At 65.9% G+C, this 15,779-nt stretch carries 13 protein-coding genes and 1 riboswitch; of the genes, 9 read left to right on the forward strand and 4 right to left on the reverse strand.

Going from position 1 to position 15,779, the window contains the following annotated elements; translation table 11 throughout:
• Positions 1–14: 14 nt before the first annotated feature.
• From cobN to P5W99_RS18925, 3 genes are all read left to right on the forward strand, one after another.
• Entirely contained in the window at positions 15–3,818 is a 3,804-nt protein-coding gene (gene cobN / locus P5W99_RS18915) for a cobaltochelatase subunit CobN (RefSeq protein WP_421026670.1), read from the forward strand.
• A gap of 26 nt (positions 3,819–3,844) precedes the next feature.
• Complete coding sequence (locus tag P5W99_RS18920) at positions 3,845–4,912, forward strand: ATP-binding protein (RefSeq protein WP_434664437.1); 1,068 nt, start codon at positions 3,845–3,847, stop codon at positions 4,910–4,912.
• Between the two features lie 185 nt (positions 4,913–5,097).
• Complete coding sequence (locus tag P5W99_RS18925; protein WP_421026671.1) at positions 5,098–5,598, forward strand: vWA domain-containing protein; 501 nt, start codon at positions 5,098–5,100, stop codon at positions 5,596–5,598.
• A gap of 18 nt (positions 5,599–5,616) precedes the next feature.
• On the opposite strand, the gene cobJ is transcribed toward P5W99_RS18925, so the two are convergent.
• From cobJ to cobG, 4 genes are read right to left on the reverse strand one after another with little or no spacing between them, the layout of a single operon-like run.
• Positions 5,617–7,341, reverse strand: coding sequence for a precorrin-3B C(17)-methyltransferase (gene cobJ / locus P5W99_RS18930; protein WP_421026672.1), 1,725 nt, complete (start codon positions 7,339–7,341; stop codon positions 5,617–5,619).
• A complete protein-coding gene (locus P5W99_RS18935) occupies positions 7,329–8,060 on the reverse strand; it encodes a precorrin-2 C(20)-methyltransferase (RefSeq protein ID WP_421027080.1) in 732 nt (243 codons plus the stop codon). Before P5W99_RS18935 ends, cobJ begins: the two co-directional genes overlap by 13 nt.
• Positions 8,060–8,686: a precorrin-8X methylmutase gene (locus P5W99_RS18940; RefSeq protein ID WP_421026673.1), complete on the reverse strand. Its 627-nt coding sequence runs from the start codon at positions 8,684–8,686 to the stop codon at positions 8,060–8,062. The genes P5W99_RS18935 and P5W99_RS18940 overlap by 1 nt, the downstream gene beginning before the upstream one ends.
• On the reverse strand, positions 8,679–10,076 hold the full coding sequence (gene cobG / locus P5W99_RS18945; protein ID WP_434664263.1) for a precorrin-3B synthase: 1,398 nt from the start codon (positions 10,074–10,076) through the stop codon (positions 8,679–8,681). The genes P5W99_RS18940 and cobG overlap by 8 nt, the downstream gene beginning before the upstream one ends.
• A gap of 134 nt (positions 10,077–10,210) precedes the next feature.
• Positions 10,211–10,388: riboswitch (cobalamin riboswitch) on the reverse strand.
• A 74-nt stretch (positions 10,389–10,462) separates the two neighbouring features.
• Between cobG and cbiE the strand changes: the two genes are divergently transcribed.
• The 6 genes from cbiE to P5W99_RS18975 all read left to right on the forward strand — a co-directional run bounded on the left by cbiE (position 10,463) and on the right by P5W99_RS18975 (position 15,656).
• Complete coding sequence (gene cbiE / locus P5W99_RS18950; RefSeq protein WP_421027081.1) at positions 10,463–11,722, forward strand: precorrin-6y C5,15-methyltransferase (decarboxylating) subunit CbiE; 1,260 nt, start codon at positions 10,463–10,465, stop codon at positions 11,720–11,722.
• Positions 11,723–11,724: 2 nt separating this feature from the next.
• Entirely contained in the window at positions 11,725–12,828 is a 1,104-nt protein-coding gene (locus P5W99_RS18955; RefSeq protein ID WP_421027082.1) for a cobalt-precorrin-5B (C(1))-methyltransferase, read from the forward strand.
• Positions 12,825–13,583 (forward strand): cobalt-precorrin-6A reductase, encoded by a 759-nt coding sequence (locus P5W99_RS18960; RefSeq protein ID WP_434664265.1) that lies wholly within the window; start codon positions 12,825–12,827, stop codon positions 13,581–13,583. Before P5W99_RS18955 ends, P5W99_RS18960 begins: the two co-directional genes overlap by 4 nt.
• Before the next feature lie 11 nt (positions 13,584–13,594).
• Entirely contained in the window at positions 13,595–14,320 is a 726-nt protein-coding gene (gene cobM / locus P5W99_RS18965) for a precorrin-4 C(11)-methyltransferase (RefSeq protein ID WP_421026676.1), read from the forward strand.
• A gap of 115 nt (positions 14,321–14,435) precedes the next feature.
• Entirely contained in the window at positions 14,436–15,230 is a 795-nt protein-coding gene (gene cobF / locus P5W99_RS18970; protein WP_421026677.1) for a precorrin-6A synthase (deacetylating), read from the forward strand.
• A 153-nt stretch (positions 15,231–15,383) separates the two neighbouring features.
• Complete coding sequence (locus P5W99_RS18975) at positions 15,384–15,656, forward strand: hypothetical protein (RefSeq protein ID WP_421026678.1); 273 nt, start codon at positions 15,384–15,386, stop codon at positions 15,654–15,656.
• Positions 15,657–15,779 lie beyond the last annotated feature (123 nt).

The raw sequence follows: 15,779 nt of genomic DNA on the forward strand, positions 1-15,779 counted from the left end.
ACGGCAGGCATCGCATGCACCTGTTGCGAACGGTCCCGGGCGGCTTCGTCGACGACACGGCGGGCGTGATCCGCATCGATCAACGTCCGGCCGACATCGTCGTGCTCAGCTCGGCCGATACGACGCTGTCGCTGCTGGCGAGCGTCGTCGAGCGGCTCGGGCCGGATTTTCCGAGCCTGAGGCTCGCGAACGTCACCTGGCTGCGCCAGCCTGCTTCGGTCGATTTTTACGTCGACGACGTGCTGCAACATGCGCGCGTCGTGGTGGTCGATCACCTCGGCGGCGAGGCTTACTGGCCCTACGGCATCGAGCGGGTCGTCGATCTCGCGGAAAAACGCGGACAGATGCTCGTGATGTTCTCGGGCGACCTCCAGGAAGATCCGAACCTGATCGCGCAGAGCACGGCCAGTCCCGAGTTCTGCACACGCCTGTGGCGATACCTGCGCGAGGGCGGACCGGCCAACGCCGAAGCCTTCATGCGCGCGATTGCCTGGCATGCGCTCGACTGGGGCGACGAACCGGCCTTGCCGATGCCGGTGCCCAATGCCGTGCTCTACCATCCAGAACGCGATACGCCGACGGCCGCCGACTGGCAGGCCCGCTGGCAGGCCACGGCGCCTGTTGTGGCGATCCTCTTTTATCGCGCGCATCTGCAGGCCGCGAACACGGCCGTGTTCGATGCGCTCATCGATGCGCTCGAAGCACGCGCGCTGAATCCGCTGCCGATTGCGATCACCTCGCTCAAGGACGCCGTGAGCCGCGATGTCGTTGCGCGGCTGTGCGACGAGCATGACGTCGGGCTGGTGCTCAACACGACGGCCTTCGCGGCATCGACGCCAGACGATCCGGAGCAGTTGCCCGTATTCGGTGTGGACGCGCCGGTTTTGCAGGTCATCCTGAGCGGCGGGAATCGCGACCATTGGGTCAAGGACAATCAAGGCCTCAATTCGCGCGATATCGCGATGCATGTGGCGCTGCCCGAAGTGGACGGCCGCATCATTACGCGGGCAATCAGTTTCAAGGGGCTCGCGTATCGTTGCCCCCATACCGAAGTCGACGTGGTGCGCTACCAGCCGGACATGGAGCGTGTCGCGTTCGTTGCGGAGCTGAGCCGGCGCTGGTGCCGGTTGCGCAGCCTGCGCAACGACGAAAAGCGACTGGCCCTCGTGCTGGCCAATTACCCGGCCAGCGAGGGGCGCATCGGCAATGGTGTGGGGCTCGACACCCCTGCCTCGGTCGTCGGGATCTTGAGATCGCTGCGTGAGCAGGGTTATCGCGTCGATGCCTTGCCCGACGACGGCGAGGCGCTGATGACCCGCCTCACGCAGGGCGTGACCAACGATCCGGAGGTGCGCGATCTGCGTCCGGCATTGCAGAGCCTGCCGCTCGACGATTACCTGAGGTCGTTCGCGGCACTGCCCGTCGAAATACGCGACGCATTGAACGCGCGCTGGGGTCCGCCGGAAAACGACCCGACGGTTCGCCAGGGGCGCTTCATGATCGCCGGCTGGCGCTGCGCTCGCGTGTTCATCGGCATCCAGCCGTCGCGTTCGCGGGTGGCGGGCGACTACGCGAGCTACCACGACGCCGATCTCGTTCCGCCGCATGCCTACCTGGCGTTCTACTTCTGGTTGCGCGAGGTTTTCGGTGTCGATGCGCTCGTGCACGTCGGCAAGCACGGCAGCCTCGAATGGCTGCCTGGCAAGAGCGTCGCACTCAGCGACAGTTGCTGGCCCGACCTGACACTCGGGCCGATGCCGCACCTCTATCCGTTCATCGTCAACGATCCGGGCGAGGGGAGCCAGGCGAAACGGCGGGCGCAGGCCGTCATCATCGATCACCTGATGCCGCCACTGACGCGCGCCGAGTCCTATGGCCCGTTGCAGGACCTGGAGCGGCAGGTCGATGAATATTACGAGGCGCTGATGGTCGATGCGCGTCGTGCGAAGCTGCTTCGAGGCACGATCCTCGATACGATCGTCAAGCACCGTCTGCACGAAGAACTGAGTCTTTCGAAGCCGCGCGGACAGGACGAGGAAGACGAGTTGCTCACGCGCGTCGATGCCTGGTTATGCGAATTGAAGGAAGCGCAGATTCGCGATGGCCTGCACGTGTTCGGCCGTTCGCCTGCCGGGCGCGAGCGACGCGACACGCTGCTCGCGCTGATGCGTTTACCGATCGGTGATGGAAAAGGCCGCAATGCCGGGCTGATCGATGCACTTGCGAAAGACCTGGGCATCGCCCAGCGATTCGATCCGCTGACGGCCGAAGGGTCCTCGCCGTGGACCGGGCCGCGCCCCGCGCTGCTGGCGCAGGTCAGCGATGCGCCGTGGCGGCATAACGGCGATACGCGCGAGCGCCTGGAATTGCTTGCGGCGAAGCTGCTTGACGATATGGGCGGCGATGCGTCTGATCTCGCGCTGAATCAACACGCGTTCACGCATGCGTCGGCGGTGCTGGAGCGCGCATTCGCAGATGTCCTGCCGCGCCTCGACGCCTGCGGCCATGAAGAGCTTCGTCACCTCACACGCGGCCTCGAAGGCCGCTTCGTTCCACCGGGGCCGAGCGGGTCGCCCTCGCGCGGCCGGCCAGACGTGCTGCCTACCGGACGCAATTTCTATTCGGTCGATACACGCGCGATTCCGACGCAGGCAGCATGGGTACTCGGCGTGAAATCGGCCGGACACCTGATCGAACGCCATTTGCAGGAGCACGGCGATTATCCGCGCGCGATCGGCTTGTCGGTGTGGGGCACGGCGACGATGCGAACCGGCGGCGACGACATCGCGCAGGCGTTCGCGCTGCTCGGCGTGCGCCCGAAGTGGGCGCCGGGCAGCCACCGCGTGACGGACTTCGAGATCATGCCGTCGAGCGCGCTCGGCCGACCGCGTATTGACGTGATGCTGCGCGTGTCGGGATTCTTCCGCGATGCATTCGCAAACGTGATGCACATGTTCGACGCCGCGGTGCAGGCGGTGGCCGAACTCGACGACGAACCGGAGGATGTCAATCCGATCCGTGCGCGCGTGTTGCGCGAGCGGGATGCCTGGGTTGCTCGCGGGCTGGACGAGCAGGAAGCGCGCCGCCGGGCGGGTTGGCGGGTGTTCAGCTCGAAGCCGGGGGCTTACGGCACCGGGCTGCAACAGATGATCGACGAAGGTGACTGGCAGACCGACGCGGATCTGGCGCGCGCGTACCGCGAGTGGGGCAGCTATGCGTATGCGCAGACCAGCGCGGGAGAGCACGCGCCGGCGGCGTTCGCGACGCGGCTCGCAAGCGTCGATGTCGTGCTGCAGAATCAGGACAACCGCGAGCACGACGTTCTCGATTCGAACGATTATTACCAGTTCCAGGGGGGCATGGCCGCGGCCGTGCGGCATTTCTCCGGACAGCAGCCCGAGATCTACCACGCCGATCACAGCAACCCGGATGCACCCCGTGTGCGGCCCTTGAGCGAAGAGATCGCTCGCGTGATCCGATCGCGCGTAGTCAATCCGAAATGGCTCGACGGCATCAAACGGCACGGCTACAAGGGTGCTGCCGAAATTGCCGCGACGGTCGATTATCTGTTCGGTTACGACGCGACGGCGCGCGTGATTTCCGATCACCAGTACGCGCTCGTGACCGATGCCTGCGTCAACGATGACGACACGCGGGCATTCATGCAGCGGCACAATCCTCACGCGCTGCGCTCGGTGTGCGAGCGGCTGCTCGAAGCCATCGGGCGCGGCCTGTGGCAGGAGCCGGGCGACTACCGCGCAAAGATCGAAGCACACCTGCTGGCCGCCGAGCAGCAGATCGAGGAGAAGCTACAGTGAGTCAGACGCAGTCGATATCCGCGGTGATGCCGCAGCCGTTTCCGCTTACTGCCCTGATTGGGCAGGACGCGTTGCGCGAAGCACTGCTGCTGGTCGCGGTGGATCCGTCGATCGGTGGTGTACTGATCAGCGGGCCGCGAGGCACGGCGAAATCGACCGCGGCACGCTCGCTGGCGGAGTTGCTTCCCGACGGCCACTTCGTGACGCTGCCGTTGGGAGCGAGCGAAGACCGCCTGGTTGGCACGCTCGACCTCGACCTGGTGCTGCGAGGCGGTGCGCTGAAGTTTTCGCCAGGGCTGCTCGCGCGCGCCCATGACGGCGTGCTTTACGTCGATGAAGTGAACCTGCTGGCCGATGGGCTCGTCGATGTCGTGCTCGATGCGGCCGCGAGCGGCATCAACGTGGTCGAGCGCGATGGGGTCTCGCACAGTCATGCGGCGCGGTTCGTGCTGATCGGAACGATGAATCCGGAAGAAGGCGAGTTGCGTCCGCAGTTGCTGGATCGCTTCGGCTTGATGGTGCAGCTCGAAAACTGCTTCGATGCACCGCTCAGGCAGCAGATCGTCCGCACGCGCATGGCGTTCGATCTCGATCCCGAGGCGTTTCGCCAAACCTGGGCAACGGCACAGCAGCAGCTGGCGCAGCAGATTCGCGCGGCGCGCGCGGCGTTGTCGGGGCTGACGTTTGCCGACGAAGTGCACGAGACGGTTAGCGCACGCTGCATCGAAGCCCGCGTTGATGGACTGCGGGCCGATCTGGTGATGCTGCGCGCCGCGCGGGCGCTGGCGGCGCTGGAGGCTGCGCCGGTGGTGACCGGCGCTCATGTCGAGCGCGTTGCAGAACTGGTGCTGTGTCACCGCCGGCGCGAACCGTCGCCTGACATGCGTTCGGCGGATTCCGGTGGTCGGTCCGGTGGTCGGTCCGACGATCGGCGTGGGGATGGCCGCGAAGGCGGGCAGTCTGCCGGAACGGACGCCGCATCTGCGACGGAACCCCGCCGCGATGGCGACCCGGACTGGGGCTATCTGCCACCCGAACCGGCGGGCATCACGCGCGTCAAGGGCGTCATCCCGCTTTCAACAAAAAAACGCTGATCCATCGGAAGGGCGCCGCCGCTGATTCCAGCGGGTTCCGATGGATAGCTGGCACACCCGGCACGCGCAAGGCCGCGCCTCGCGCAGCGCCACGCGAGCCAGGCGCGCGCGGACAGCGCATTGCATGGCCAGCGACGCTCGCCCGCAAGGGGCGCTCGCCGCTGCGTGCGGATCATCTGCGCTTCGTGCGCCACGAGTCGGCGGATGGCACGCTGCATTGCTTCCTGCTCGACTGCTCGGCGTCGATGCTCGGTGGCGGGCGTCTCGCACGCGCCAAAGGTCTGCTCGTGGCGTGCTTCGATCATGCTGCGGCCGAGCGCGAAGAGGTCTCGCTGATTTCATTCGGTGGAGGGCGCGCCGATGTGCGGTTCGGGCCAGCCGTCCCGCGCTGGTGGAACGAGCGCTGGATACAGCCGCTGGGCGGCGGCGGCGGCACACCGTTTGCGCTCGGCGTTGCGACGGCCGCGGGTCTGCTGGCGCGTGCGAAGCGGCGTAAGCCATCACAGCAACGGGTGTTGTGGGTAGTGAGCGACGGACGCAGCCGGGAGCAGCCCGCCAGACCGCTGGCTGCGGATCGGGTGGTAGTGATCGACTGCGCCCGGGAAGCGGCGGGGCGAGGTGAGCAACTCGCCCGCGCATGGGGTGCGGACTACCTGCTGCCGGAGGAGCTGGTGGTCATTTCATGAGTGTGCGCCAGTGAATCCTCACGCTTCATACCATCGCGGCGTGTAAATCCATTCCCCGTTTGCTCCGCCCGCAACGCCGCGTGTCGTGGACGAACCGACGATGACCATCGTCCGCATGTCCACCTGTGCGGATTGCAGCGCGCCAAGCGTCGTCGTGATCAGCGCTTCGCCGGGACGGCCAATGTCCCGGCCGAGCACGACGCGGGTGGCGGGCGAGCGCTGTTCCCGCACGATCTCGAGGGCCCGGTCGAGCTGCCACGGTCTGGCTCGCGATATCGGGTTGTAGAGCGCCATCACGAGATCCGCTTCGGCCGCGTGGCGCAGGCGGCTTTCGATGATGCTCCACGGCTTCAAATTGTCGGACAGCGACAGCACGCAAAAGTCGTGTCCAAGCGGCGCGCCTGCCTTTGCCGCCGTGGCCATTGCGGCGGAGATGCCCGGCACGATGCGCAGATCGACGGTTTTCCAGCGCGCATCGCTGCTCGTGTCGAGGACTTCGAAGACGGCTGCGGCCATCGCGAACACGCCCGGGTCCCCCGACGACACCACGACAACCTGCCGGCCTTCGCAGGCCAGTTCAAACGCGTGGCGGGCGCGCAGCAGTTCTTCGCGGTTGTCGGTGCAGTGCAGGTGTTGCGCGTCGCGAAACGGGCCGGCCATCTTCACGTAGGTTTCATAGCCGAGGATGTCGGTCGCAGCATCCAGCGCCGCGCGCGCGTCGGGGGCCATGAGCCCTGCACTGCCGGGCCCAAGCCCGACGACGCTCAGACGCCCCCGGCGACGACCGATCTGCGAAGGAGTGACAGGCATTGGCGCGACCGCGAGCGTCACGCCGCTGGCATGAGCACGGATCTCGTATCGCGGGCTCGTCGAGTCCGCCAGCATTTGTGCAACGTTCGGACCGCCATCGGCGAATCGCAGAGGAATACAGAGCGATGATGCTGCCGCTTCCAGCGACGGGTCTACCATCCGTGAAGCAGGCGCCAGCAGGACCGCGAGCGCATCGGGCGCAAGCCCGTGCGCCGACATGGCTGCGGCAATGGCTGCCGCGCTGCCCGCTTGCGCGTCTGCGGCCGCTTCCGTTTCCGGCACGCAAGCCACCACGCTGCGCGGATGGATGACGAGTTCGCCGCGCCTGCTTTCTGTCGCGCGTGGCGTGACCCGGATGGTGAGCGGGGCGCGCTCGTCCTTGGGGATCGGCGCGTCGTCCAGCCACGGCGCAACCCCCTCGATACGCACGCATTCGCCAGCAAGCAGATCGGACACGAAATGCTTGCCCTGATCGAGATCGGCGAGCACATAGCCATCCGGCGGATTGAGCAGACAGGTGCCGAATCGCAATTCGCCGCTCGTCGTGATGGCAGGTGCGACGTCCAGCGCCTGCGCGATCTTGCGGGCCAGCGTGTTGACACCCGCCAGTCCGCCGAGCAGGGGTACGACCGCACTGCCGTCCTCGGCCACGGCCAGCACAGGCGGCTCGGTGCCCTTGTTGTCGAGCATCGGCGCGAGGCAGCGGATGACGATGCCGGCCGCACAGAGCGCGATGATCGGCACGCCTTGTGCGTAGAGCGTCTGTAGATGTGCGCCGAGTTGGGGGAAGGCGACATCGGCTTCGCCTTCGACTCGCGGCAGCAGCCCGTGGATCGACGCGCCGGGGCACGCCTCCTTGATGCGTCGTGCCACAGGCAATGCGCTGCGCCCGAGCACGACGAGCACGGGCGGCGTGGTGTTCATCCCTGCCATTTCTGCCCCGGCACAACGAGTAGCGAGAAGTACGGCGAAGCCATCGGGTCGACAAGTGCCAGCGGCACGATACGCTGGTTCGGCATCGTGGCGCGTTCGACGTACAGCGCGCGGCTCGCGAGCCCCAGTTCATCGAGCACGCCGCGGACTTTGGCGAAGTTGCGGCCGAGCTTCATGATCACGGCGGCGTCGGTTTGCGCGAGCTTGCTGCGCAGTTCGTCCTCGGACATGACGCCCGAGAGGATGGCGAGGCTCTGGTTGCGATAGACGAGCGGCGTGCCGAGCACCGCGGTTCCGCCCAGCATCGAGCAGACGCCCGGCACGACTTCGACGCGAAACTTGCCGGCCAGCCGGTCGTGCAGGTACATATAAGAGCCGTAGAAGAACGGATCGCCTTCGCATACGACGGCTACGTCGCGGCCCGCATCCAGGTGCTCGCCGATCACGGCTGCCGCCGTATCGTAGAAGTCGGCGATGATCGTCTCGTACGACAACGGCGGCTCGAGTGCCTCGGTTGTGACCGGGTAGACGAGCGGCAGCCGGATTTGCACGCCGTCGAGGTGCGATTCGACGATGCTGAACGCGTTGCCTTTCTTGCCCTTGGCCACGAAGTAGGCGACGACCGGCGCCGCCTTGAGCAGACGGAGTGCCTTGAGCGTCAGCAGTTCCGGATCGCCGGGCCCGACGCCGATGCCAAAGAGTTGCCCACGGTGATTCATCATTCGATTTCCGATGCCAGTGCGTTGACGGCGGCGGCGGCCATGGCGCTGCCGCCGCGCCGGCCTTCGACGATCACGTAGGGGACGCCGCGGCTGTCGGCGGCGAGCGCGGCCTTCGATTCCGCCGCACCGACGAATCCCACGGGAAATCCGAGGATCAGTGCAGGGCGCGGTGCGCCGGCGTCGAGCATGTCGAGCAGGTGGAACAGCGCGGTGGGTGCGTTGCCGATTGCGACGACGCTGCCTTCGAGCTTTGAGCGCCAGAGCTCGAGCGCCGCCGCCGAGCGCGTGTTGCCGATCGTGCGCGCGAGTTCCGGCACGGCCGGGTCGCCGAGCGTGCACAACACCTCATTGGAAGCGGGCAGACGCGCGCGCGTGACGCCTTGCGCAACCATGCGTGCATCGCAGAGGATCGGCGCGCCGCCGGCAAGCGCGTCGCGGCCGGCTGCGCCCGCGCCATCGGAGAAACGCAATGCATCGACGATATCGACCATCCCGCACGCGTGAATCACGCGAACGGCGAGTTTTTCGAGGTCGGGCGGGATGCGGGACAGGTCGGTTTCGGCGCGTATCGTGGCGAACGACTGGCGGTAGATGGTTTGTCCGTCGCGAACGTAGTCAGTCATCAAGTGTGCTCCGGGCGGCAGCGCCTAGCAGTCGGGCTGCCGCTTCGATGGTCAGATTTGTGCCGATGCGCACGCCAAAGCGTCCGGCGGCATCGGACGTGGCCAGGGGCACGCAGGCCGGCGACGGCTCCTGGCGATAGAGGTCGTAACGACCCGGTTCGACGGCCAGCAGCGTGTACGGCGCACAGTGCGCCGCCGCACACGAACGCGGGCAGCCGCTCAGATGGGCTGCGACGCCATCGGGCAGCCGTTGCGCGAGATCGAGCGCGTCGCGCTTGGTATCGGCGAGCCCTTTCGCGCAGCCTGTCGAGCCGGCGCATGCGATGAGCCGCGCGAGCGGCGCCCGAGCATCGAGCAGGAATCCGGGCGACGCGAGGCGCTGTTTGGCATCCTCGATAGCCGGGGCTGGCACATCGGGTATCAGCACGCTTTGCCATGGCGTCAACCTGAACGTGCCGTTGCCGTGGTCCTGGGCAAGCCGCGAGAGTGCGCGCAGACCCTGCGTATCGATACGGCCCAGCGGCGGCTGGCCGCCGACATGCGACAGGCGGGCATCGCGTTGCCGCCAGGCGCCGAATCGGCGGCCAGGGTTGGCGGGGGCGCGACGCCATGCGCAAACCGTGGAATCGCATCGCAGTTCGATGGCAGCGCGGGCGGCGGCGCGTGTCACGAGATCTGCGCCAGACAGCCGGCGGAGAAGGTCGCGCATGCGGTTTTCGTCGGGCGCGGCGACGTCGAGAAACGTGTGCAGCAGCGCCATGATCATGGTGGGGAGATCGCGCGCGCGAACCGCGGCCAGTGCGGGGTTTGCCGCACTGTCTTGCCACGCAGGCGGCTGCCCCGCAAGACCGATGGCGAACCACGGGTTGTCATCGGCTTTCGCTTCCATTGCAGCGAACCAGAGATCATGGGGATGATCGAGCGCGGCGAGACGCTCGCCGCCGTCGAGCAGCACGCAAAATTTGGGGGACAGCGCAGCAAGACGTGGCTCGCTTTGCAGCAGGAGAAGGATCTCCCGGGCGAGCGGTTGCGTGTCGCACAAGGCGTGTTCGTCGATGCCGGCGCTTGGGCTCAGCAGCAGATTGCGCACGTCGTCGGCTGCCGTTGCCTGCGATGCGGCCTGCGATGCGGCCTGCAATGGGGGCAAGGTCAGCGCGCACGGAACATGCGGCCCGAGGCCCGCATCGCGCAGTCGCCGGCTCAGTTCGGCTTCGTGACCCGATTTCACGCCGCGCAATTGCAGATTGGCGCGATTCGTCAGCTCGACGATTCCCGATGCATGCGCCCCGGCTGCATCGGCGATGGCGAGCGCCTGCGCCGCGTGCAGCACGCCGCCGGGCAGCTTGACGCGACACAGCCCGCCGTCGCGCGCAGCGACGATGCGCGACAACGCAGGGCAGGCCGATGGCCGTAACGAAGGCTGTGAAACGTGGCTCAAGGTTCAACGAAGTTGGCGTCGTACGACTGCCACGTTGTCTCGACAGGGAGAGAACGCGCACCGGTACACCCCGCCCGGTGATGGCTTGCACGATCGATGGGCCGGCAGGTCTCCTGGCTCGCAGGTCGTCGTCCACACCGGCCTTCCCGGTTCTCCAGTGGCACCCTGGGGGTGTGGACTCGCTGCTTACAGTTGCGGGGGCAGCCACAGCTTCAACTGTGTTCCCTTGAAGCCCCGAAGGGCACCGGCAAAGCGGGTATTATGCCTTTTTTCAGGAAGGCCTCGAAGCGCACAGGCGGTTGGCCAGTCACGGGTAGCGGATGACGAACGGGAGTGTGATGGGTTGCTGGCTGACGATTGTGGGTATCGGCGAGGACGGTTTCGCGGGGTTGGGGCGTGCGGCCCGGCGAGCGTTGCTGGATGCCGGCGTTGTCATCGGCGGTGAACGGCATCTGGCCATGCTGCCCGCGCGGATTCGCGCGCGTCGGCAAGCGTGGCCGAAACCGTTCGATATCGGCAGCATCGAGTCGCATCGCGGTACGCCGGTCTGCGTGCTGGCAAGCGGCGATCCGATGATGTTCGGCGTGGGGGCCACGCTCGCGCGTGTGATCCCGCCTGATCAGATGCGCGTGATTTCCGGCCCGTCTTCGTTATCGCTCGCGGCGGCGCGCCTTGGCTGGCCGTTGCAGGATGTCGAGACGGTGTCTCTTGTGAACCGGCCCATCGCTGTGCTGAACGCGCATTTGCGTGAGGGCGCACGCGTGCTGGTGCTGAGCCGGGACGGCGCAACGCCGTCTGCGATCGCCGGACTGCTGAACGAACGCGGATTCGGCGCGACCGAGATGGCGGTCTTCGAAAATCTCGCTGGACCGCGCGAGAAGCGCCTGCATTTGCGCGCAGACGCCTGGCAGGACACGTCGATCGGTGCGCTGAACATCGTGGCGCTAACCTGTCACGCTTGCCATACGCCTGGGGGGCCCGTTGGGCACGGGGGCCGGTCGTTGCCGCTGACGCATGGTCTGCCGGACGATGCTTTCCGGCACGACGGCCAGTTGACCAAGCGCGATGTGCGCGCGATCACGCTTGCGCGGCTTGCTCCGCTTCCTGGTGCGTTGCTGTGGGATGTTGGGGCAGGGTGCGGCTCGATCGGCATCGAATGGATGCGCGCGCATCCGGCGTGCCGTGCCGTCGCGATCGAGTCGGATGCGCGCAGGCAGGCTTTCATTTCGCACAACCGCGACGCGCTCGGTGTGCCGGATCTGCAACTGGTGGCGGGCCGGGCGCCCGATGCGCTGGCAGGACTGCCTGCTCCAGATGCGGTGTTCATCGGCGGTGGCGTGACCGTGCCGGGAGTGATCGATGCGTGCTGGGCGGCGCTGCGCGATGGCGGCCGGCTGGTGGCCAATGCGGTCACGCTTCAGGGCGAGGCGGTGCTGATCGACTGGCGTAACCGCCATGGCGGCACCCTGACGCGCATTGCGTTGAGCGAGGCCCAGCCGCTCGGCGGTTTCGATACGTGGCGTGCCACCTTGCCGATTACGTTGCTGGACGTGACGAAATCCGCCACGACCCGGGCCGGGGCGGAGGCACAGCCGTGACGATGCGCGACGAAACGCCGGAAGCGCCGCGTCCGCTGCGCAGCGGCTATACGACGGGCAGTTGCGCGACGGCTACGTCGCTGGCGGCTGCGCGTCTGTTGCTGGGCGGCCTTTGCACCGATGTCGCCCGAATCGTCCTGCCGAAAGGCCAGCATGTGCCGATGCCGCTCGCGTTCTGCCGCTTCATCAATGGGCGCGATGCGGCGGATGGGGCGGAAGCCGGAACGGTCAAGGATGCCGGCGACGATCCCGATGTCACGCATGGCGCGGTCGTGTTCGCCCGAGTGCAATTGAGCACGGAGCCGGGGGTGCGGTTTCATGCCGGCCCCGGCGTGGGCACCGTCACGCGCGCCGGTTTGACCTTGCCGGTCGGTGAGCCGGCCATCAATCCGGTGCCGCGCCGGATGATGTGCGAGCACCTTGCAGAACTCGCGGCGGAGTATGGATACGCGGGCGGCTTCGAGGTCACGATTGGCGTCGAGGGCGGTGAGGCGCTGGCGCTCAAGACGATGAATCCGCGGCTCGGCATCATCGGCGGGTTGTCGATCCTCGGTACGACCGGCATCGTGCGGCCGTTTTCGTGCTCGGCCTATATCGCGTCGATCCATCAGGGCATCGACGTTGCAAGGGCCAATGGCTACCAGCATATTGCCGCCTGCACCGGCAACGCGAGCGAGGACGCCATGCGCGCGCACTATGGCCTGCCCGACATCGCGCTGATCGAGATGGGGGATTTCGTCGGTGCCGTGCTCAAGCACCTGCGCCGCGCGCCGGTCGAGAAGCTGAGCCTGTGCGGCGGTTTCGGCAAGCTGAGCAAGCTGGCGGCGGGTCATCTCGACCTGCATAGCCGCAGCTCGAGCATCGACTTGCCGCTGCTCGCGCAATGGGCGGCGGAATCGGGCGCCGATGAGACCTTGCAGAACGATATCCGCGCGGCCAACACGAGCCAGCAGGCACTTGTGATGGCGACCCGGCGCGGCATTGCGCTCGGCGATGTCGTGTGCCGGCATGCTCTGCGCGTCGCACAGGGGGTCGTGCCGCCCGACGTTAGCGTCGAAGTGTTTGCTATCGACCGCGTGGGGAATTTCGTCGGAGTCGCGCAATGACCCGGGTTCTGCTGCTGGGCGGCACCGGTGATGCGCTGAAGATCGCACGGCGCCTCGGGCCAGGCGACGTCTACAGCCTGGCCGGATTAGGCCGGGTGCCGCAGGATCTCGCGTGCAAGGTTCGCGTCGGCGGCTTTGGCGGAGTCGAAGGGCTGGCCCGGTATGTCGACGTTCAGCGTATCGGCCTGATCGTCGATGCCACGCATCCGTACGCGGCGCGTATCAGCGCGAATGGGGCGAGTGCGGGCCGGCTTGCGGGTGTGCCGTGCTGGGCACTGCGTCGTCCGGCCTGGCAGCCGCAATCCGGCGATGACTGGCGTTTCGTGAACGGATGGGGCGAGCTGTGCAGAGCGCTTGCCGGATTTTCGCGCCCGCTGTTCACGCTGGGACGGGAGCCGCTGTTGCATCTCGACGAGATCCCCGCGCATCAACACTGGACGATTCGCTGCCTCGACGATCACCCTGGAAACGCTCGGGCGCGGGTGATCGGCGTGCGCGGTCCGTTCACGCATGAGGGCGAGCGGGCGTTGTTCGATGCCAGCGGATTCGATGTCGTGGTCAGCAAAAACAGCGGCGGTGCAGCGACCGAGGCGAAACTGGAGGTGGCACGCGAGCGCGGACTGCCGGTCGTGATGCTGGCGCGCCCGCATTTGCCCGAGGTCGATCGCGCGTTCGACACGATCGAAGTCCTGCTTGCCGAAATAGAGACGTTGCGGACCGTCGCAACTGTCCGTACCATCCGCCCCGGCTTATGACGGAGTGAGGCATGACGGTTTACTTTATCGGCGCAGGACCCGGCGATCCTGAACTTGTCACGGTCAAGGGCCAGCGCCTGATCCGTAGCTGTCCGGTGATCCTCTATGCGGGCTCGCTGGTTCCTGACGCGGTGCTGGACGGCCATCGAGCCGGGCTGGTCGTAAACACCGCCGATCTCAATCTCGATGCGATCGTTCAGTTGCTCGCCGACGCGCACGCGAAAGGGCAAGACGTCGCGCGCGTGCATTCCGGCGACCCATCGCTTTATGGCGCTATCGGCGAGCAGATGCGCCGTATCCGGGCGCTGGGCATCCCGTATGAGATCGTTCCGGGGGTCACTGCAACGGCGGCCTGCGCGGCGACGCTCGGCTGCGAACTGACGCTGCCGGGCGTATCGCAGACGCTGATTCTGACCCGCTACGCCACGAAGACCGCGATGCCCGAGGGCGAGGGTCTGGCCGATCTGGCCCGGCATGGGTCGACCATGGCGATCCATCTGGGTGTCCGGCACATCGCGAAGATTGTCACGGAATTGCTGCCGCACTATGGCAGTGATTGCCCGATTGCAGTTGTTTACCGCGCGAGTTGGCCGGACGAGGAACGGGTGACGGGAACCCTGGCCGATATCGTCGGCAAGGTGCAGCAGACCGACATCGCGCGGACTGCCCTGATTCTGGTCGGGCGTGTGCTGGCCGCCGAAGGATTTGCCGATTCATCGTTGTACGCGCCGGGCTGATTGGTACGCGGTCGTTCCTTCTTTTAATTCGTGAATGACTGGTTAGGACTTCGATTTTTTTTCGCCGTGAGAGCGGGGCCGCCACGCGATAGCGCATGCAGCACTGGAGTGACTGATGAAGAGACTGTTGATTATTGGTATCGGCGCTGGCGACCCGGAGTATGTGACCATCCAGGCCGTCAATGCCCTCAATGCAGTCGACGTGTTTTTCCTGCTGGATAAGGGAAAATCCAGGGAAAAGCTCATTTCCGTGCGCAAGGAAATCATCGAGCGGTATGTGAAGCAGCGTAGCTACCGTATCGCCGAGGCCGCAATTCCGGAACGCAGGCGAGAAGATGGCAACTATGTATCGTCGGTCGAGGAACTGAACCGTGACAAGCAGCGGGTTTATGAAAAGCTGATATCGGAGGAACTCGCCGACGGCGAGTGTGGCGCTTTTCTGGTCTGGGGCGACCCTTCGCTTTATGACAGCACGATGCGGATCCTCGGCGCCATATCGCGCACCGGCCGACACGATTTCGAATACGAGGTGATCCCCGGTATAAGCAGCGTGCAGGCGCTCGCGGCGAAGCACAGGGTTCCGCTGAATGCGATAGGGCAATCGGTTCAGATAACGAACGGCCGGAGCCTCGCAGGCGGGTTTCCGGAGAATGTCGACAGCGTCGTAGTCATGCTCGATTCGCAGCATGCCTTCCGGCTTCTCGCGGATGAAGATATCGATATTTACTGGGGAGCGTATGTTGGAACGCCCGACGAGATGCTCGTTGCGGGAAAACTTGGCGAGGTAGCTGACGATATTGAACGACTGCGTGCTGACGCTCGACAGCAACACGGCTGGATCATGGATACCTACGTGCTAAAGCGGCGTTGTTACGTTGATAAAACGGAGTCGCAGGATAGCGCGGCGTGAGTTTGACGGGTGTCGCTGGCGGCAGCGCAACGGGGGGCGGCATGCCGACGCCATGTATGCCGATCTCGCGCGTCGTTATGGGGAACCGGGCCGTCATTAACCGCATATCGCCACAGTGACCAATCACCTATGGGGCCGGCCTGAGCGCCCACAATGGACCTGACCCGTTCGTCTCCGATTGTGGTCTTGGCACTGAGTTGCACGGTAGCTATCAAGCATTCCCTTCCTCTGTTGCCGAAGTACGACATCAATGTGCCAACCGAGCCATTCTGGAACGGCTGTTCTGGCGTATCCGGCGCCCTCTACAAAGGTTCAGCAGCTTCGGTGATGGCGGTGCGCGCCGCCACCGGAATACCGTTGCGGATCCCGGTTGAATTGATCAAGTGTTTTGTAGGCCGAACTTCCGCTAAATGCTTATCCTTTTGAGCTACGTCAAATGACACTGGCGCCTCGGCTTGCAGCATCGAGAGCATGGCGGTGGCAATCGTGCATCGACCGAGGAGTGACCCGGGCAGCGTGGCGCGATCCGCGGGATGCGCGCGTCCGGAT

Source organism: Paraburkholderia sp. A3BS-1L (assembly GCF_051125215.1).
Classification (GTDB): Bacteria; Pseudomonadota; Gammaproteobacteria; order Burkholderiales; family Burkholderiaceae; genus Paraburkholderia.